The organism is Paenibacillus sp. AK002 (genome assembly GCF_053903045.1).
Genome location: NZ_CP096377.1, coordinates 3,146,482 through 3,164,462 on the forward strand (window position 1 = coordinate 3,146,482; position 17,981 = coordinate 3,164,462).

The 17,981-nt window shown below is 49.4% G+C and carries 18 protein-coding genes; 15 read left to right on the forward strand and 3 right to left on the reverse strand.

The genetic code is table 11. The features are described 5' to 3' along the window. The first annotated feature begins 48 nt into the window (after nt 1-48). The 10 genes from M1D70_RS14010 to M1D70_RS14055 all read left to right on the forward strand — a co-directional run bounded on the left by M1D70_RS14010 (nt 49) and on the right by M1D70_RS14055 (nt 10,691). Nucleotides 49-1,770: an extracellular solute-binding protein gene (locus M1D70_RS14010; protein ID WP_456290181.1), complete on the forward strand. Its 1,722-nt coding sequence runs from the start codon at nt 49-51 to the stop codon at nt 1,768-1,770. A gap of 84 nt (nt 1,771-1,854) precedes the next feature. Further along, nucleotides 1,855-2,745: an ABC transporter permease gene (locus M1D70_RS14015; protein WP_456290182.1), complete on the forward strand. Its 891-nt coding sequence runs from the start codon at nt 1,855-1,857 to the stop codon at nt 2,743-2,745. A 20-nt stretch (nt 2,746-2,765) separates the two neighbouring features. Further along, nucleotides 2,766-3,653: a carbohydrate ABC transporter permease gene (locus tag M1D70_RS14020; RefSeq protein ID WP_009595272.1), complete on the forward strand. Its 888-nt coding sequence runs from the start codon at nt 2,766-2,768 to the stop codon at nt 3,651-3,653. A 24-nt stretch (nt 3,654-3,677) separates the two neighbouring features. Further along, entirely contained in the window at nt 3,678-4,964 is a 1,287-nt protein-coding gene (locus M1D70_RS14025) for a Gfo/Idh/MocA family protein (protein WP_456290183.1), read from the forward strand. Nucleotides 4,965-5,243: 279 nt separating this feature from the next. Then, nucleotides 5,244-5,783, forward strand: coding sequence for a hypothetical protein (locus M1D70_RS14030; RefSeq protein WP_456290184.1), 540 nt, complete (start codon nt 5,244-5,246; stop codon nt 5,781-5,783). Nucleotides 5,784-6,041: 258 nt separating this feature from the next. Further along, entirely contained in the window at nt 6,042-7,199 is a 1,158-nt protein-coding gene (locus tag M1D70_RS14035) for a type III polyketide synthase (RefSeq protein WP_456290185.1), read from the forward strand. Beyond that, on the forward strand, nt 7,186-7,899 hold the full coding sequence (locus M1D70_RS14040) for a methyltransferase domain-containing protein (protein ID WP_456290186.1): 714 nt from the start codon (nt 7,186-7,188) through the stop codon (nt 7,897-7,899). Before M1D70_RS14035 ends, M1D70_RS14040 begins: the two co-directional genes overlap by 14 nt. A 69-nt stretch (nt 7,900-7,968) precedes the next feature. Continuing rightward, the gene (locus M1D70_RS14045; RefSeq protein WP_009595299.1) at nt 7,969-9,120 is read left to right on the forward strand and encodes an NAD(P)/FAD-dependent oxidoreductase; all 1,152 of its coding nucleotides are present in this window, start codon (nt 7,969-7,971) and stop codon (nt 9,118-9,120) included. Between the two features lie 142 nt (nt 9,121-9,262). Beyond that, the gene (locus M1D70_RS14050; protein ID WP_456290187.1) at nt 9,263-9,808 is read left to right on the forward strand and encodes a DinB family protein; all 546 of its coding nucleotides are present in this window, start codon (nt 9,263-9,265) and stop codon (nt 9,806-9,808) included. Between the two features lie 85 nt (nt 9,809-9,893). Further along, nucleotides 9,894-10,691: a polysaccharide deacetylase family protein gene (locus M1D70_RS14055; protein WP_456290188.1), complete on the forward strand. Its 798-nt coding sequence runs from the start codon at nt 9,894-9,896 to the stop codon at nt 10,689-10,691. Nucleotides 10,692-10,796: 105 nt separating this feature from the next. Here M1D70_RS14055 and M1D70_RS14060 read toward each other — a convergent pair whose 3' ends face one another. Both M1D70_RS14060 and mscL read right to left on the reverse strand, forming a co-directional pair. Next, a complete protein-coding gene (locus M1D70_RS14060; protein ID WP_456290189.1) occupies nt 10,797-11,243 on the reverse strand; it encodes an OsmC family protein in 447 nt (148 codons plus the stop codon). A gap of 210 nt (nt 11,244-11,453) precedes the next feature. Next, a complete protein-coding gene (mscL, locus tag M1D70_RS14065; protein WP_015735016.1) occupies nt 11,454-11,852 on the reverse strand; it encodes a large conductance mechanosensitive channel protein MscL in 399 nt (132 codons plus the stop codon). A gap of 490 nt (nt 11,853-12,342) precedes the next feature. Between mscL and M1D70_RS14070 the strand changes: the two genes are divergently transcribed. The 3 genes from M1D70_RS14070 to M1D70_RS14080 all read left to right on the forward strand — a co-directional run bounded on the left by M1D70_RS14070 (nt 12,343) and on the right by M1D70_RS14080 (nt 15,786). Continuing rightward, the gene (locus tag M1D70_RS14070; protein ID WP_009595267.1) at nt 12,343-13,839 is read left to right on the forward strand and encodes an Lsa family ABC-F type ribosomal protection protein; all 1,497 of its coding nucleotides are present in this window, start codon (nt 12,343-12,345) and stop codon (nt 13,837-13,839) included. 241 nt (nt 13,840-14,080) lie between these two features. Continuing rightward, nucleotides 14,081-14,455 carry a VOC family protein gene (locus tag M1D70_RS14075; RefSeq protein WP_456290190.1) on the forward strand — a complete coding sequence of 125 codons (375 nt, stop codon included), beginning with the start codon at nt 14,081-14,083 and terminating at the stop codon, nt 14,453-14,455. A gap of 197 nt (nt 14,456-14,652) precedes the next feature. Next, nucleotides 14,653-15,786: an NAD(P)/FAD-dependent oxidoreductase gene (locus M1D70_RS14080; RefSeq protein ID WP_456290191.1), complete on the forward strand. Its 1,134-nt coding sequence runs from the start codon at nt 14,653-14,655 to the stop codon at nt 15,784-15,786. Nucleotides 15,787-15,904: 118 nt separating this feature from the next. On the opposite strand, the gene M1D70_RS14085 is transcribed toward M1D70_RS14080, so the two are convergent. Beyond that, nucleotides 15,905-16,396, reverse strand: coding sequence for a hypothetical protein (locus tag M1D70_RS14085; RefSeq protein WP_036673873.1), 492 nt, complete (start codon nt 16,394-16,396; stop codon nt 15,905-15,907). Nucleotides 16,397-16,682: 286 nt separating this feature from the next. Here M1D70_RS14085 and M1D70_RS14090 point away from each other — a divergent pair, with 286 nt between their 5' ends. Beyond that, nucleotides 16,683-17,291 carry a TetR/AcrR family transcriptional regulator gene (locus tag M1D70_RS14090; protein WP_456290192.1) on the forward strand — a complete coding sequence of 203 codons (609 nt, stop codon included), beginning with the start codon at nt 16,683-16,685 and terminating at the stop codon, nt 17,289-17,291. Between the two features lie 2 nt (nt 17,292-17,293). Next, nucleotides 17,294-17,887, forward strand: coding sequence for a GNAT family N-acetyltransferase (locus M1D70_RS14095; RefSeq protein ID WP_456290193.1), 594 nt, complete (start codon nt 17,294-17,296; stop codon nt 17,885-17,887). Nucleotides 17,888-17,981: the final 94 nt, after the last annotated feature.

A 17,981-nucleotide genomic window follows, 5' to 3' on the forward strand; every position in this document is an offset into this window, starting at 1 on the left:
CAGTACGGATATCAAGAATATGCCAGATCAAAGGGGGATATAGCCATCATGAAATGGACCAAACTAGCGAAAATGATGTTGATTAGCACGATGACGCTCTCGGTAATGGCGGCATGCTCGAATCAGGGGAACGAATCGGAGGGGACACCGAACAAAACCTCTGCCGAGGAGGCGAACTCCAATACGCCGCCGGATCCTCTCGGCAAATATCCTGAAACGGTAACGGTCACGCAAGTGCTTGGCTACAATCCGCCCGAGGACCCGCGGACGCCGCAAGGGATTACGCCCGAACAGAATGCTTACTTCAAAGACCTCAAAGACATGCTGAATATTGAAGTCCAGTACAAATGGACGGTGCCTTCCAGCCAGTTTGAGCAAAAGTTTTCATTAGCCATGGCTTCGGCCGACCTGCCGGACATTATGGAGCTGGATCAGAAGAACTTCGAGAAGCTGAAGAAGCAGGACATGCTTGCCGATCTCACCCAAGCTTATAACGACTTCGCTTCGCCGGCACTGAAAAAATACATGGAATCCGACGGCGGCTTTGCGATGAAGACGTTTACCTCAGACGGTAAGCTGCTCGCGATTCCCGGTTTCGAGGATCCGTTCCTGTCCACTCAGCTGCTCTGGATCCGCAAGGACTGGCTCGATAACCTGAAGCTGCAGCAGCCGAAAACGATGGATGAGCTGGAGCAGGTTGCTAGAGCCTTTGTGCAGCAGGATCCCGATCAAAACGGCAAAAACGACACCTACGGTATCGCCATGCAAAAGAATCTGTTCTTTTGGGGCTTTGACCTGAGGGGCTTCTTCAATGGATTTGGCGCGTATCCTTCCATCGGGGACAATCAATCGGCCTGGATCAAGGACGACAGCGGCAAGCTGATCCCCGGGCTCATACAACCGGAAGTCAAGACCGCGCTGGGCAAGCTGCAGTCCTGGTACAAGGAGGGAATTCTGGACAAAGAATTCGCCTTGAAGGACGAGAACAAGTCCGTTGAAGATATTACGGCAGGCAAGGTGGGTATTTCTTACGGGGAATGGTGGTATCCGAACTGGCCGTTGAATCTGAATGTTGACAAGGATCCCAAGGCAGACTGGATTGCCCTTCAGATTCCCGGACTCGACGGGCCGGGCAAGTCCATGGTTCCCAAAATCCGCAGCAACAAACTCGTGGTCGTGAACAAAAAAATGAAGAATCCGGAAGCCGCAATAAAAATGATCAACTTCTACATAGAGATGGGCAACAAGAAATACATGGACCAGAATAAAGCGGAAAAAGGATACGTCTATAATTGGTTCAACCCACGGATCTATAATCCGGCTCAAATCGAAACGATCTACACGGAAGTAAACAAGGCTCTCGACGCAAACCAAACGGAAATCACGCTGGATGACGAAAACTACAAAAATGTGGCGGACGTCTTCAAGGCGGCAAAGGATTATCTTGCAGGCAATACCGCGAATGCCTCGAAAGGCGTAAACTGGGGCCAATATTTCAGCCGGGCGGCGAAAGACGGCGGCTGGGGCATGACGCGGCAAATCAAAGAGAATCAAGCTTACGTAAATAACGAGTTCTACGGACTGCCAACGGCAACTCAAGTCGAGAAGGGCTCCCAGCTTGATAAGCTGATGCAGGAAACCTTCACCAAGATCGTCATGGGGGCCTCGCTGGACGAATTCGATAAATTCGTTCAGAGCTGGAAATCGCTGGGCGGGGATCAGATCACCCAGGAAGTCAATGATTGGTACGGCCAGCAGGGCGCCAAGTAATCTTGGATTGAAAAAGCGGGAGGAGAAGCCCTTGAGGAAGCCGGCAGACTCCTCCCGTTTGAAATGGACGGGGAGGTTTCATCTGTGAGAACGCTGAAAAAAGAATATTTACTGCATTTGATGCTGCTGCCGGGAGTCATTGTCACGTTGATTTACGCATACGGGCCCATGGCCGGCCTTGTGATGGCTTTTCAGCAATTCGAGCCGCTGGCTTGGTTCTTCCGCTCGGATTTCGTCGGTTTCGATAATTTCCGCTATGTCTTCGAACTGCCCGATTTCAAGCAGGTTCTGTGGAATACCATCGTGATTTCCGTATTCAAAATGGTTTTGTTTCTACTGGTGCCCCTGATATTGGCACTGCTCCTCAACGAAGTCACGCGAAGATGGTTTTCGCGCTTTATCCAATCCGCCATCTTCCTGCCGTTCTTTCTGTCCTGGACCGTGCTCGGCGGCGTCATCATCGAATTGTTCTCCTTGAATGGTCCGGTGAACGGCCTTCTGGGCGCGCTCCATATGGAACCGATCATGTTCATGCTGGATAATAACTGGTTCCGCGGGATCGTCATCGGATCGGATGTATGGAAAGGGATGGGTTACAACATGATCGTCATGCTTGCAGCCATCACCGGAATCCATGCGACGCTGTATGAGGCAGCAGAAGTAGACGGAGCCGGAAGATGGAAGCAGATGATTCACATCACGCTGCCGGGCATGGCGCCAATTCTCATTTTGCTTGGCGTGTTGAGCCTTGGCGGCATTCTTAACGCAGGTTTCGAGCAGATCTTGATCATGTACAACCCGACGGTTTATGAAGGGGCGGATATCATTGATACCTTCGTTTATCGACTGGGCATGTTCAGCCAGCAGTTCGGTCCTGCCGCCGCCGTCGGTTTCTTTAAATCCGTCATCTCTCTGGCGCTCGTGGCCGTGACGTACTATGCGGCTTACAAATATAACAATTATCGGATCTTTTAGGCCGGAGTGGAGGTAGGAAGATGCATAAACCAACGATCAGCAGAAGGCTGTTTGTAATCACGAATACGCTGGTGCTGTCCCTCATCACCTTGCTCGGTATCATTCCGTTCATTCATTTGCTCTCGATTTCGTTAAGCTCGAATACGGCCGCAATGGCGGGAGAAGTGAGACTCTGGCCCGTGGGCTTTAACCTGGACGCTTACCGGTACTTGGGCGAAAAGGTAGAGTTTTTCCGTTCGTTCCGCGTCTCGCTAACCCGGGTCGTGTTGGGGACGGCAGTGAATATGCTTCTGGTATTCATTACAGCGTACCCATTATCGAAATCGAATCATCAATTTAAGTTCCGTACGCCGTACGTGTGGTTTTTTGCCATAACGATGTTTTTCGGCGGGGGATTGATTCCCACGTACATGGTCGTGAAGAACACCGGACTCATCGACTCCGTGTGGGCTTTGATTCTGCCCGGAGCGCTTAACGTATGGAACATGGTTCTGATGCTGAACTTCTTCAGGACCATCCCGAAGGAGCTGGAAGAGGCGGCAACGATTGACGGTGCGGGACACTGGAGAATATTATGGCGAATTTACCTGCCGGTTTCGCTGCCGTCCATTGCGACAATCGGTCTGTTCACCATCGTGGGGCACTGGAATGCTTGGTTTGATGGTATTCTGTACTTGAATTCGCCGGAAAAATACCCGCTGCAAACCTATTTGTCCACCCTCATTATGTCAATCAATTCCCAAATGACCTCGATTTCGATCGAACAGATCAAGGCGATGGAGAATTTGAGCGAAAAAACGCTTCGAACGGCCCAAATCTTCATGGGCGCACTGCCGATCATGGTCGTGTATCCGTTCCTGCAGAAGTATTTTGTCAAAGGGATGACGGTCGGAAGCGTGAAAGAATAAGACCTACGGAGGGAGAGAAAACGGATGAATAAAGTAAAGGTCGCCCTGATCGGTGCCGGGCTGCGGGGCATCAATTATTTGGAATATGCCCTGCAGCATCCCCATGAGCTGGAGGTGGTTGCGGTCGCAGAACCGAATCGGCAGCGGAGGGAACAGTTTCAAGCGAGGCATGGGCTTGAAGACGCGGCATGCTTCGAGAACTGGAATGATTTTTTTACAGCACCCAAGGTCGCGGACGCCGTGTTCATATGTACCCAGGATAAGCAGCATTTCGAGCCGACAATGCGGGCGCTTGAGGCCGGCTACCATGTGCTTTTGGAAAAACCGATGTCTCCGGATCCCGAAGAATGCATCCGGATGGGTGAGATGGCTTCGCAGGCCGGTTTGGTATTTTCGATCTGTCATGTGCTTCGGTACGCGCCGTTTTTTTCCACCATCAAGGAGCTGCTGGAGCGAGAGGCTATCGGCCGATTGATGTCGATTCAGCATAACGAGAACGTGGGTTATTGGCATCAGGCGCACAGCTTTGTGCGGGGGAATTGGCGGCGGACGGAAGATTCCAGCCCAATGATACTGGCCAAGTCCTGCCATGATCTTGATATGCTGCTCTGGCTTGCCGATTCGGATTGCGTCCGGGTGTCCTCCTTCGGCTCCTTGAGCCATTTTACGGCTGCACAGGCACCGGAAGGCGCACCGAAGCGCTGTTTGGACGGATGTCCGGTCTCGGATGAGTGCCTCTATTATGCACCTGATCATTATTTGACCGAGGACACGAATTGGCCGACCTCGGCGATCAGCGACGATATGAGTTATGATGCCCGATATCAAGCGCTGCTGGAGGGGCCGTACGGCAGATGCGTATACCATTGCGACAATGACGTGGTGGATCATCAGGTCGTCAATATGGAGTTTGCCAACAGCGTGACGGTCGCCTTCACGATGAGCGCGTTTACGCGAGATGTCAGCCGCACGATTAAGCTGATGGGAACCCGCGGGGAAATCCGCGGAGCCATGGAGAAGAACGAAATAGAGATCATTCACTTTGGCAGCGGGAAGGTCGAGCGAATTTCTTTTGCGGACCGGGGCGGCCATGTCGGCCACGGCGGAGGAGATATGGGTCTGATCAAGGATTTTCTGAGATTGGTGCAAACGGGAGGAAACAATCAAGGACTTACATCGGCAAGCCGTTCCGTTCAAAGCCACCTTATGGCATTCGCGGCTGAACAGTCGAGAGTGGATGGAAGGATCATCAATCTAAATGAGTTTGCGCAGCAGTTCAGCGAGCCGATCAGAACGATGTCCGGAAATTAATGTGTAGATCTTTAAGCCTGATTGCAGTCGCAGTCAGGCTTATTTGATATAGTAAAGAAAAGACGCCGCGCCCAAGCACCTGGATATGGTAAAATAAACCGGGCGCGATAGCAAAAAACAATCATACGGTTCGTAAATCTGCATATTTGGTTTGGCCCGAATCGGACCAAACCATAGAGCCGGAGCCCGAGTGTGGGTTTATTTAAGTTATAGCGAGAGCCGCTACCGGAACTTGGCCGAATTTCTTGAACGGTTGCTCAGCTGATAGGAGGACGACTTTTGAAATATCTGAAAGATGTCCAGGAACCGGGAATGGGGACCTGGTATTTTGAAGTGGATCTCGACGGAACGGCTTACAGGCAGATGGTTCATGAAGAGGACGGCAGCTGGATCACGTCGAACCGAAAGCATGAGTCCCGTCATTTCTTGCTGGCGGAGCATCCACTTGATCCGAAAGAACCCTATTATGAAGAAATCAGTCAAGCTGCATTCGAAGAGCTCTGGCAGAAGCAGCTTCTTGCCGGGATGGAGGACTGGCAGCGGATCCAGCGCATGTTTCCTATCGGCGCACGAGTAGAAGGCAGGATCGAGGCCTTTTTTCCGCAAGGCACTTTGATTCATTTGCTAGAGCCGCATGCGGTCGGTTTGACGGACACCTCCGCTCTGGAAGCCGGTACCCCTCCCGAATGGATGTACCCTCGATATCGTGTGGTTGCCGAGGTATCCGGTTACGACCAATCCAATCAATGGGTTCTTCTTGCCCATGCAGAAGTTCTGGGAAGTCAGGATGACGAAGCTGAATCCGGTCAAGTAATATAACCGAAGCTCAATTACGTTCATCCGTTCAGAATCAACAGCCATTGCTTGTTCCTTTGATGACAAGGACCGGTAAGTCTGAAAAACCACGTGAATCGTGGTTTTTTTTGTTTGCGGATGCGATTTTACAAGTGATTTGGTTTGAATTGGATATGATTTGCTATGTTCGGGTTATCCTAACCTCAAATAGAAGTTAAACAAGTTCAAAAAGCCCCGGGGTGGGTAATCATGTATAATTCCAAGACTGCAGGAGGTTTGAGCATGAAGCAAACAAACGGTAGATCCGATGTCGCGATTCTCGGGATGGGCACGGCATTGCCGGTGCATTCCGTAGCTCAGTCGGATATCGCAGAATTAATCGCATCCACGCTGCAGGACAGACCCGATCTGGCCCGCTTTGCCCGAAGAGTATTTCGATCCTGCGGAGTCGAAACTCGTTATACTTGCGAATCCAACTATCTGGATCCCTTGGAGAAGTGCCGATATTTGCATTCCCATGACGCGTCCGTCATTCCGACAACCGAAGAGCGTATGGATACATATAAGAGAGAGGCCCTCCCGCTTGGCGTGGAGGCTGCCGAGAAGGCATTGAAAGATGCCGGCATGTCTCCAGATCGAATTACGCATCTCATTACGGTCAGCTGCACGGGTCAATACCAGCCGGGGATGGATGTTCTGTTGATTCGGAAGCTGGGGCTTTCACCGCGGGTCAATCGCTTGCCATTAATCTTCCAAGGCTGTGCCGCTGGTCTTAAAGCAATCCAAATGGCGCGGGATGTTGTGAGTGGAGCGCCGGGTTCGCACGCGCTGGTCGTGTGCGTCGAGCTTTGCACGCTTCACTTCCAGCCGGTTCGGGAGAGGGAAGCATTGTTTGCGGCCTCATTCTTCGGCGATGGTGCCTCGTCCTGTGTCATCGGTCAGCCGGAAGCAGAGCATCAGCATTATGTGGAGCTCGGCACGGGATATTCCATCCTGCTCCCGGATTCAACGGAGGATATGACGTGGGAGGTAGGCAATACGGGCTTTGATCTTTTCCTGTCGCCGCGTATTCCCAAATTGCTTGGTACTCATCTGGAGGATGAGCTTCGTGTTCTGCTGGGAGGCGACAAGCTTCCGGAATTATGGGCGATCCATCCGGGCGGCCGGGGCATCGTAGATTCAGTGCAGGAAGTAATGCGCTTGACCGACGAGCAAACCAAATACAGCCGGGAGATTCTAAGAACGGCAGGCAATCTTTCCTCCGTGACGATTATGTTCGTGCTGAACGCGATGCGCCAGAAGATGAAAGAACGGAATGAAGCTTCGACGGAAGGAGTAGCCATGGCTTTCGGACCTGGCTTAACGGCGGAGCTTATGCGTTTTACCTATGTAAAGGCTTATGCGCCAACGGTTAAGGAGCAGGACCATGTCCTTCTTTAGAACGCTGTCCATCCGGGCACAAGAAGATGAGCTTATGGATGACTTCTCCATGGGCGGAGAAGAGCTGAGCGAAGCGCTCCGGCATTTAAGGCGGTTGAATCGCATATTCGCGGCACCGGGCCCGACCTTGGACGGCGTGGTGAAGCTCTGGAAAACGATCGGCTGTCCGTATACCCTTAGCATCATGGATGTTGGCGCGGGTTCCGGCGATGTGAACCGGAAGCTGCTCCAATGGTCGGATCAAATGGGCGTGGAGCTGAGCATTACCTTAGTCGATGTGACGGAAGAAGCCTGCGAAGAGGCGAGACGGCTGTTTCGTCATGAACCGAGGGTTCATGTACGTCGCGCGGACGTTAAGGAACTGCCTGATGCGTCGGCTGATATCGTGACCGGATCCCAGTTCATCCACCATTTTCAGGGACAGCAGCTCATGGAGATCGTGTCGCATATGCTGCGAACCTCCGTTCATGGCGTCGTCATTAACGATATCCATCGGCATCCTGTGCCTTACGCGGCCGTCTGGATCACAACGCGTCTCATCTCACGCAATCGTTATATTCGTCACGATGGGCCGTTATCGGTTGCCAAGGGGTTTAAAGGGAGAGATTGGAGAGAACTGAAAGAGCAGCTTAATCACGCCACTTTGACCTATCGATGGAAGCCATTGTTCCGCTATTCCGTTGTTATCCCAAAACGATAGGAAGCCATAATCGGCTGCCAAAACCGATGATTAAATTCTTCATGCAAGCTAAAAGGCGGGTGTTCACATATGTCAAAGCAAGCCGATGTGTTGGTCATCGGCGCGGGAGTTGCCGGTACGAGCTGTGCCCTGCAGCTTGCCAAGCAGGGGCATCGTACGATCCTGCTGGATCGCCAATCCTTTCCGCGCCACAAAACCTGCGGCGAATTCATGTCCCCAGAGACCCGAGAGATGCTGGAATATCTGGGTGTCCATCTTCAAGTCCAGGAGGTGAACCCCGCTGCGATGGATCATGCCTCAATCGTGATGCCTCATGGCGGCGTCATCACCGCACCGTTACCGGGTAATGCCACCGGCATCAGCCGTTACGAGCTGGATCGCCTATTGCATGAGAATGCCTTGAGCGCGGGTGCGGAGATTGTAACGGGGTCTACCGTGACCGAGATCCGGAAGCGGGGCGATCAACGATATGAAGTCGAAACGAGGCAAGGGAACGAGCAGGTTCGGTATGAGGCAAGAGCCGTCATTGGAGCCTACGGAACTAAGAAACCGCGCGGTGTTGCTTCAGCCGAAACATATCGCGATGATACCGTGTATGTCGGCGTAAAGTCGCATTTTGCCGGCATCACAGTGCCTTCCAGGGTAGAGTTGTATTTTTGCGAGGGCGGTTATGTCGGGATATCGCCGGTCGAGAATGGGAAGGTCAACGTGGCTGCATTGCTGACCTTGAATTCGGTACAAGGAAGCGGCAAATCGGTACCCGAAATTCTCAAAGCCGCATCACGCTCGAACAACAGGTTAACTGAACGGTTGGCTGAAGGAGAGCCGGTTGAGGGCACCCAGGTATCGATCGCCCCGCTTCGTTTATCCGACAGACCGGAACCGTGGTCGCAATATCCGCACATCGGCGATGCCATGCTGATGCTTCCGCCGCTTTGCGGAGACGGAATGTCGGTTGCCCTGCGTTCATCTCTGCTGTGCTCCGGCTGGACCGACAAATATTTAAACGGAGAAATCAACTTCGCTCAATGGCAAAATCAGTACACGCACGAAGCCAATCGCACCTTTGCGCAGCTGCTTCGAAGGGCGAGAAGAATTCAGAATCTGGCTTTTGCCAAAAGCAATCGCTTCTATCCCGGTATCGTACGGATGATCCCCGGACTGGCTTCCTATATCGTCAAAGCCACCCGTTTATCCGAATCGGGCATGGGCACCAGATAGGCCGCATCCTTGCGGCTTTTTTGTTTGCTGATGTTCAGATCCATGGATTGACCGGTGATAAACAATCGCTTATTATATCCTTATATTAATAGACGAAAGTTAATAACGTCTATATTATAAACGAAATACGGAGGGTTGTACTATGCAGGACAAAAATACGGCTAAACCGCCTTGTATCCTTCGAAACACCCTTGATTTCCAGTTCCAAATCGCTTGGCAGATGCTAGATTTGCATCTCACGGGCCTTCAGGACGAGGAGTTTTTTTGGCGGCCTGCCTCGAAGGGGCTTCATGTTTATCGAGAATACGGAATCTGGCGCGCGGAATGGCCGGAATCCGAGGAATACGATATCGGCCCGCCCAGCATATCCTGGTTGACATGGCATATCACCTACTGGTGGACGATGGTGCTGAACCATTCGTTCGGAAACGGGTCGATGACCCGCAACGATATCCATTCTGCTGGGAGCATTCAAGAGGCCAGAGAGCGGATTAACGATTTGAGACTGCGATGGGAACGTGAAGCGGCGGCGTTGACGGACGATGCGTTTCTTTCGACGGAACGAACCATGTGGCCTTTCACGGATCAACCCTTTCATAAGCTGGCGGCCTGGCTTAATGTCGAGCTGATGAAAAATGCGGCTGAGATCGGCTATGGTCGATTCCTATATGCTGTAAACAGGAAATAATAGATGAATCCCCGGTGTCAATCATCGTATAATGAAACTTAATAGGCTATGATGCGAGTCAATATCTTAAATGGGAGGGAATTGAATGCGCATACAATATGACCGTTTTCCGAATGGCGCCAAGAAGGCACTGACGCTTAGCTTTGATGATGGCCGCGAATATGATCGGAAATTGGTCAAGAAGCTGAATGAGTACGGAATACGGGGCACGTTTCATTTGAACAGCGGAACGCTTGGCAAAGACGGATACATCGAACCTTCGGAGGTCGCATCCTTGTACCGGGGGCATGAGGTATCCGCGCATACCGTGGATCATCCCTTCCTCGAGCAAATACCTACCGAACAAGTGGTGGAGCAGGTTGTAGAGGACCGGAAAGCGTTAGAAGCTCTGGTTCATTACCCCATTAAGGGAATGAGTTATCCGTTCGGCACTTACAGTGAACAAGTAATCGGCCTTTTAAGATATGTCGGCATGGAATACGCTCGCACGGTAAACAGTCATGGCTCGTTTCATAAGCCCGATGATTGGCTTCGTTGGCATCCGACTTGTCATCATAAAGAAATGGTGGAATACGCGGAGAAGTTCGTGGATATGCAGCAGATTTTCTCTAGAATGACCATCCTGTACGTGTGGGGCCACAGTTATGAGTTCGAGAACGACCGCAACTGGGATCTCGTCGATCGGTTCGGGGACATGATCGGCGGCCGGAATGATATCTGGTATGCCACGAATGCCGAGATCTATGCATACTGCAGTGCGTTGGACCAACTTCGTTTCTCGGCAGATAGCCGGATGATCCATAACCCCAGTGCCTTAAACGTATGGATTAGCGCAGATGGCGAGCCTTTAGAGATCAAAGGTGGTCAGATGGCGCGATTGTAGATTTGGAAGGTGGAGCCCAGCGTAGACTCAAGTTTTTAAGCATAAGATAAAAGAGGGATGCAGGACTGCTGTGTGCATGTCTTGCCTCCCTCTATGTACATGAGTTCAGTTTTCGATGACGATGCGATTCAGCTTAAGATTCACCGGCGCAGCAATCGTATCGCCCACAGGGCATTTACTCTCCAGGAATGCCACGAACGACTCCACCTTATCGGCGGGCGATGGTGTCTTGATGTAAAACGTATATCGAATGTCGGAGTATCCGGGGCGTACCTCGGAGCGGTTAAAAAATCCGTCCAGATCCAAGTCGCCTTCGACGTCTACCCTGAAATCCTCGAGCACCACATCGAATTTCGGCGCATAAACGCGGGCTACGATCGATTGGCATGCACCCAAGGAAGCAAGCAAGGCTTCGACGGGATTCATTCCGGTATCGGTACCGCCGAGACTTTGAGGCTCATCAATGACAAACTCGAATTGTCTTGCTTTCGTTATGACTTTTACCCCTTCTTTCAATTGGGCGGTAGCTTTAAACGTTTGAACATTTGGCATGTGGAATCTCTCCTTTTCCGGGCAGCCCAAGGTTGGACGGTTATTTGCCGATTTTTAATACATACTATTTTAGTGGGGATAGTATGAATTATAATTCTAATGATTCGGATCTGTCAATATTATATAAGGTGGGCAGGGATCGCCATGCGAGCCGTACTGGGTCAAAAAAAGAACGTGTTTTCATATTGAAAACACGTTCTAATGGAACTATTATTTTTCGGAGGCCTGGTTTTGCTGTTTCAGCAAATCGCGAATCTCAGCCAACAAAACTTCTTCCTTCGACGGAGCCGGCGGTTCTTCGGCTTTGGTCTCTTCTTTGCGTTTGAAGCGGTTGAGCGTTCGGATGAACATGAATATCGAGAAGGAGACAATCAGGAAGTCCACGACGGTTTGAAGGAAGACCCCGTAAGTCAGCGTTGCGTCCCCGATGGTAGCCTTCAGCCCTGATAAATCCACTCCGCCAAGAAGCAAGCCAATCACCGGCATAATGATATCGCTCACGAGCGAGGATACAATCTTGCCGAAGGCCGCCCCTATGATCACCCCGATGGCCAAATCCAGCACATTACCCTTGAGTGCGAAGGTTTTAAATTCTTTTAACAAATTCATAATCGCTCACCTGCTTTTCGATCCATATGATTAGGCAGCTAGCTGCCACTCGAATTATCCTAACAGCAACCTGCTATTTGCGCAAGATCGGAAAGTCGGATATGATCCTTTGCCTTCGTTCGGAATTTAGATATGGTTTAGCTCCCGAGCCGGTTGACCAATGGGAGGTTTTCATGTTAAGTTTTTTTATATTCGAACTATAATGAGTGATCATGCAGAGGAGGGATAAAGCGATGACTGAATTAGAGGTTGTAGATGTTTATGTGAACCTGTCGAAACGGGGAACACTAGACAAGGTTCACATCATAACCAATCAGATACCGGAACTTTATCCTTCTATATTCATATACAGGCATGCTTAGCGATGACTTGATCAATCGCTTGGTTTCTTTATGGTATAGTTAGGTTAACGTTAGCGTGGATAGCACCGGGATCTGGTGTTATTTGCGCTTTTTTCGTTCTGAAATATCACCATAGAGGAATGAGTAAAATGTCATTAATTAATGTAACGAACCTAACCTTTGCTTATGAAAGCAGTTATGATCCTATATTCGAGAATGTGAGCTTTCAAATCGATACCGATTGGAAGTTAGGATTTACCGGAAGAAACGGCAGAGGGAAAACCACGTTCTTGAACCTGCTGCAGGGCAAGTATGAATACAGCGGGAATATTTCGTCCGCCGTGAGCTTCGACTATTTCCCTTACCATGTCGAGCACAAGGAATATCTTACCCAGGATGTAATCGAAGAGATTTATCCGGAGTATGTTCATTGGCAAATCGTGCGCGAGCTTAACTTGCTGAAGGTATCGGAAGATGTTCTGTATCGGCCTTATGCATCATTGTCGAACGGAGAACAAACCAAAGTGATGTTGGCGGCGCTCTTTACCAAAGAGAACCGCTTCCTGTTGATCGACGAGCCGACCAATCATCTTGACATGCATGCGAGAAAATCGGTCAGCGACTATCTCAACAAAAAAAGCGGGTACATTTTGGTATCTCACGATCGAGCATTCCTGGATGACTGTGTCGATCACATCCTGTCCATCAATAAAACCAATATCGAGATTCAAAAGGGCAATTTCTCCGCGTGGTGGGAAAATAAAAAGCGACAGGATCAATTTGAGCTTGCCAGTGACGAGAAACTCAGGAAAGACATTAAACGATTAACCGATTCTGCCAAAAGAACGGGAAATTGGTCGCATGAAGTAGAAAAAACGAAAAACGGCACCAGAAATTCCGGCTCCAAAGTCGATAAAGGGTATATTGGCCACAAGGCAGCCAAAATGATGAAACGCTCCAAAAACCTGGAGCAGCGGCAACAATCCGCTATTGAGGAAAAATCGAAGCTCCTTAAAAACATCGAGAGCTCCGAGAGTCTTGCGATTTCCCAGCTCGAGTATCACAAAAAGCAGCTGGTCGAGCTGGAGAATGTATCCATTTCGTATGGCTCCAAGACGGTGTGTGAGAACGTAAGTTTCACGATCGAACAAGGGGAGCGAATTGCCCTTTCAGGTAAAAACGGATCAGGAAAATCCAGCATCCTGAAATTAATATGCGGAGAAGATCTGCAGTACACGGGACATCTCAGCAGGGATCGTCAGCTGAAAATATCCTATGTATCCCAGGACACGTCCCATCTTCGGGGCAGCTTGTCGGATTATGCCACGAGCAGCGGAATTGACGAGAGTCTGTTTAAATCCATTTTGCGGAAGCTCGATTTCTCGAGGCTCCAGTTCGAAAAGGATATTTCGACATATAGCGGGGGACAGAAGAAGAAGGTCCTGATCGCCAAAAGTCTTAGTGAGCAGGCTCATTTGCATATTTGGGATGAACCGCTTAATTTTATTGACGTTATTTCCCGTATGCAAATTGAAGAGCTATTGCTGGAGTATGCACCAACCATTCTGTTTGTGGAGCATGATCGTGCATTTTGCGAAAATGTCGCAACGAAAATCGTTGAGCTTGAAGGCAATCAAGAAGCATAAGAAAGAAACAAGGCGGTTATCCCGGGAAGAAGAGGGAGTTCGGATTAGCTAGCCCATGGTTCTTTAAATGGTAAATTTCAAAAAAAGCTGTCCGCATATTAGCGGCAGCTTTTTTTACATTAATTCGCAATTGAAAAGAAATTTGAATGTTTTTGGCATGTTAGGATATAAACAGAAAAGGAAGTCATAAAAGCAGGCTGGTTTAACATTTCATTTATTTATACGAGGGAGTGTAGAATCGATGATTAGCAAAGTTGGTCAAATTATGGTGTATGTATACAATCAGGATCAAGCCGTGAAGTTTTGGACTGAGATGCTAGGATTTGAAGTTATCGCTGAAGAGAACAACGGTGAAATGAGATGGATTGAAATCGCTCCAACGAAGGAAGCAGAAACAAGCATCATTCTGCATGATAAGGAACTCGTAGCCAAAATGTCGCCAGAATTACATTTGGGCACACCGTCCTTAATGTTGTTCACGGAAAATTTCGATGCGCTGCATCGTCATTTAACCAGCCACAATATCACGGTCGGCGAAGTGGTACATTTGCCTTCCGGCAGAGTCTTCAATTTTGCGGATGACGAAGAGAACTATTTTGCTGTCATGGAAAAATAAGATTAACCATTTCATCAGATCAACCCTAGATCATATGGATGTAAAGTCGCCTATTTGGCGGCTTTTTTGTATGAAAGAAATATCCCTGCTGAAATATGCATTAGCCGGCCGTCCCTAACAGCTGGATGGCGGGCGTTATACTTTCTTTCTGTATTCGCTATAATGGATACAGTGCTTTGAGGAAGGGAATGTCACACATGAAGAAAGTCATAGTCATAGGGTCTGGAATTTTGGGGGCATCGGCCGCCTATCAGTTAGCCAAAATGGGAGCGGAAGTCCTCGTTATAGACCGCAAAGATCAAGGGCAGGCTACGGATGCCGCAGCAGGAATTATATGTCCCTGGCTGTCGCAGAGGCGGAATCAGGCATGGTACCGATTGGCCAAAGCCGGCGCACGCTTTTATCCTGAGTTCATAAACGAGCTTATCAGCGAGGGCGAGACAGACACGGGCTACGCTCAAGTCGGCGCCCTGAGCATTCATGAAGATGTGAACAAAATGAGTAAGATGGAGGAGCGGGCCCATGCTCGAAAAGCGGACGCTCCGGAAATCGGAGAGATCACACCGCTGAATGAGGAAGAGACCCGTGAACGGTTTCCTTTGCTCCAGGAAGGCTATCATTCCGTTCATATCAGCGGCGCTGCCCGTGTCGATGGTCGGGCGCTGCGAGATGCGTTGATCCGATCAGCGCAAAGGCACGGAGCCGAGCTAATAAACGGGAATGCCGAGCTGCAGTATCAGGCGAGCCGCGTAACTGGAGCCGTAGTCGGATCCAAGCGCTACTCGGCTGATGAAGTCATCGTCTGTGCCGGCGCCTGGGCAAAACAACTGCTGCAGCCTTTAGGCATTCATTTTCAGGTTCACTATCAGAAAGCGCAAATCATGCATGTAGAGGTGTCCGATCATCCTGATACAGGAGACTGGCCGGTGATCATGCCGCCTTCGGATCAATATTTGCTCGCTTTCGATAACCGAAGGATCGTGATCGGGGCGACTCACGAAAATGATATCAAGGACTACGATACGAGGGTGACCCCTGGCGGCATGCAGGAAATCCTGAATAAAGGATTAGCATTGGCGCCTGATTTAGCGGACAGCACGTTTCAGGAGGTGCGAGTCGGTTTTCGTCCGTTTACGCCCGGCTTTCTTCCCGTCATCGGCCCAGTTCCCGAGTGGGAAGGGCTGATGACGGCAAACGGGCTGGGAGCGTCCGGACTAACGATGGGGCCATTTCTAGGGTATCAGCTGGCAAAGCTGGCGCTCCGCATGCCGCTGGATATCGATATCCGCGATTATGATGTTCGTAAAGCCATGGAAGAAGCCCAAATTTGAAGCTTCGGCTAATCAGAGCAAGGAATGGATCACAGATATATCCTCCATGCAGAGATATCTAAAAAGCCGCGATCATATCGCGGCTTTTATTGATGAGTATGGCGAAGACTCCGACATTCTAGACGGTCGTTAGGGATTCGTTCATGCGGTTGGCTTTCAGCTTGCCAAACAGGAACCGCACGATCGGGCCTACAATGAGGAGTTGAAGCGGCAGCGCAAACACAAAATTTTTAATAAAAATGGAGAAGTAGCTTCCAAGCAGCGATTCACCAGGCAGGCCGTCGGCATAGTAAGAGGACGCCAGACCGTACATGGACATAAAAGTCACCATCCCAATCACCATAAAAAAGGCCATTGCCACGATCATGATCATTTTGCTGGATTTGTTGCGAGTAATGGAAAATACGATTTTTTTGGCTGCAGGGCCGACAACAAACAGCTCCAGCAGGAAGGCAATCATAAAGCCCAGAACAAACTGCAGGAGTACGGCTGCAAGCGATATGTTTCCGATCAATCCGTTCGTGATCAGATTGTAGGTGGTCATCATGATGACCATTCCCACACACATCATCATACCAAAATAGAAATTTTCTTTCTTTGTAGTTGGCACTTTCATCATCCTTTCTAGTTACCTTTGTAATTATAGGGATGGGGAAAAGCTCCTCGTAAGTGAAAATTCTGTGAACATTTACAGAAAAGTTTCTAATGCAACGAAAATCTGTGACTTAATATATTGCGAATCTGCAACCGTTTGTTTGGGTTATCATCTTGAAATCATGCGGTTAGATTTACTGCTCTTGGGGGCCAATTTGCTAATTCCATCGTTTATGGCTTGATTATCCAAGATCAGCATTTTATAATGAGTAAAAACTCACTCAATAAAAAGGAGGGGCAGCTTGCCACGTACAAAGGAACAATACGAAGAAATGCGTAACGCAACCAGACAAAAAATACAATCCGCCGGAATGCGGCTTTTTGTTCAAAAAGGGTTCGGCTCCACGAATGTGCAGGACATAGCGGATGCAGCCGGTATCAGCATCGGGCTTTTATACCGGCATTACAAAACAAAAGACAGCTTGTTTAATGAACTTGTTGAATTTGCGCTTAACGGCTTGACCCAAATCATCCAAACCTTCGAAGACGCTGATTCACCGAAAAAACTCATGACGCAGTTTGTTGACGAAATTTATCACGATATGCAGGATGGGGAAGAGCTTGCCAATTTGCTGATTCTCATGAATCAGCTGTTCTTCTCCGGTGATGGAGCCAATCGGAAACAAGCTGAGGTTTTAGAGGTAAATGGTCGGCTGTTGCGTTCTACGGCCGCACTTATTAAGAAGGGACAGGAGTCAGGCGATTTCCGTTCCGGAGATCCCCAGGAAATGGCCGTGTTGTTTTATTCGGCATTGCAGGGCCTGGCTGATATGAAAGTGATATTGAAAAACAACTTCGTTATGCCATCACCGAGCGTACTCACATTATTCCTGTTCAAGGAGGGAGAGTGATTATGTTTACAGTTAGGAAAGCCGATCAATTAGAAATGGATGTAAGAATTCAAATGTCCCGTATTTTTGCAGATGGGTTCTCGCAATGGCTTGGATATTTCTCTAAAGATAAGGAGCAAATCGCCAGAGCCTTTGCCCACATGTTTAACCTGGACCAATTTTATGTTGCCGTTGCCGGCGACAAAGTGGCTGGAATGGCTGCATGTTCGGACGGCACCTCTTTATCCGTGAAACTCAACAAAAAAGAGCTGCGAGAGCATTTGGGATTATATAAAGGCAGCCTTGCGCACATGTTTTTGAAAAAGGAATTTGAAACGCCACTTGCGAATCCGTCTCCGATGAAGTGTTCGATTGAGTTTGTGGGGACGGCCGCGGAATATCGTGGACAGGGGGTAGGGTCGCTGATCATAGGCCATATTCTTGAAGCTGCCCCATACCGTGAGTTTTTAATAGAAGAGGTAGCCGATACGAATATACCAGCGATGAAACTCTACGAAAAGATGGGTTTTAAGGAATACAAACGGACCACGATTCCCCCAAAGAGAGCAGGAAAAATAGGCATTAATCATATCGTATCTCTAAAGCAAGTAAAATGAGAATCACGGCTGAATCCACTAGCATAGATCCGTGAATGTCAGCTTACATGTAAGGGGATGGCCATATCGGTTCAAACGATATTGTGGATTCATA

Excerpts from the sequence above, each read along its gene's own strand:
- M1D70_RS14070 (WP_009595267.1), top strand. The coding sequence starts at position 12,343 with ATGTCATTAATTAATGTAACGAACCTAACCTTTGCTTATGAAAGCAGT.
- M1D70_RS14025 (WP_456290183.1), top strand. The coding sequence starts at position 3,678 with ATGAATAAAGTAAAGGTCGCCCTGATCGGTGCCGGGCTGCGGGGCATC.
- M1D70_RS14060 (WP_456290189.1), bottom strand. The coding sequence starts at position 11,243 with ATGCCAAATGTTCAAACGTTTAAAGCTACCGCCCAATTGAAAGAAGGG.
- M1D70_RS14045 (WP_009595299.1), top strand. The coding sequence starts at position 7,969 with ATGTCAAAGCAAGCCGATGTGTTGGTCATCGGCGCGGGAGTTGCCGGT.
- M1D70_RS14040 (WP_456290186.1), top strand. The coding sequence starts at position 7,186 with ATGTCCTTCTTTAGAACGCTGTCCATCCGGGCACAAGAAGATGAGCTT.
- M1D70_RS14035 (WP_456290185.1), top strand. The coding sequence starts at position 6,042 with ATGAAGCAAACAAACGGTAGATCCGATGTCGCGATTCTCGGGATGGGC.
- M1D70_RS14020 (WP_009595272.1), top strand. The coding sequence starts at position 2,766 with ATGCATAAACCAACGATCAGCAGAAGGCTGTTTGTAATCACGAATACG.
- M1D70_RS14010 (WP_456290181.1), top strand. The coding sequence starts at position 49 with ATGAAATGGACCAAACTAGCGAAAATGATGTTGATTAGCACGATGACG.
- M1D70_RS14080 (WP_456290191.1), top strand. The coding sequence starts at position 14,653 with ATGAAGAAAGTCATAGTCATAGGGTCTGGAATTTTGGGGGCATCGGCC.
- M1D70_RS14095 (WP_456290193.1), top strand. The coding sequence starts at position 17,294 with ATGTTTACAGTTAGGAAAGCCGATCAATTAGAAATGGATGTAAGAATT.
- M1D70_RS14055 (WP_456290188.1), top strand. The coding sequence starts at position 9,894 with ATGCGCATACAATATGACCGTTTTCCGAATGGCGCCAAGAAGGCACTG.
- M1D70_RS14075 (WP_456290190.1), top strand. The coding sequence starts at position 14,081 with ATGATTAGCAAAGTTGGTCAAATTATGGTGTATGTATACAATCAGGAT.
- M1D70_RS14050 (WP_456290187.1), top strand. The coding sequence starts at position 9,263 with ATGCAGGACAAAAATACGGCTAAACCGCCTTGTATCCTTCGAAACACC.
- mscL (WP_015735016.1), bottom strand. The coding sequence starts at position 11,852 with ATGAATTTGTTAAAAGAATTTAAAACCTTCGCACTCAAGGGTAATGTG.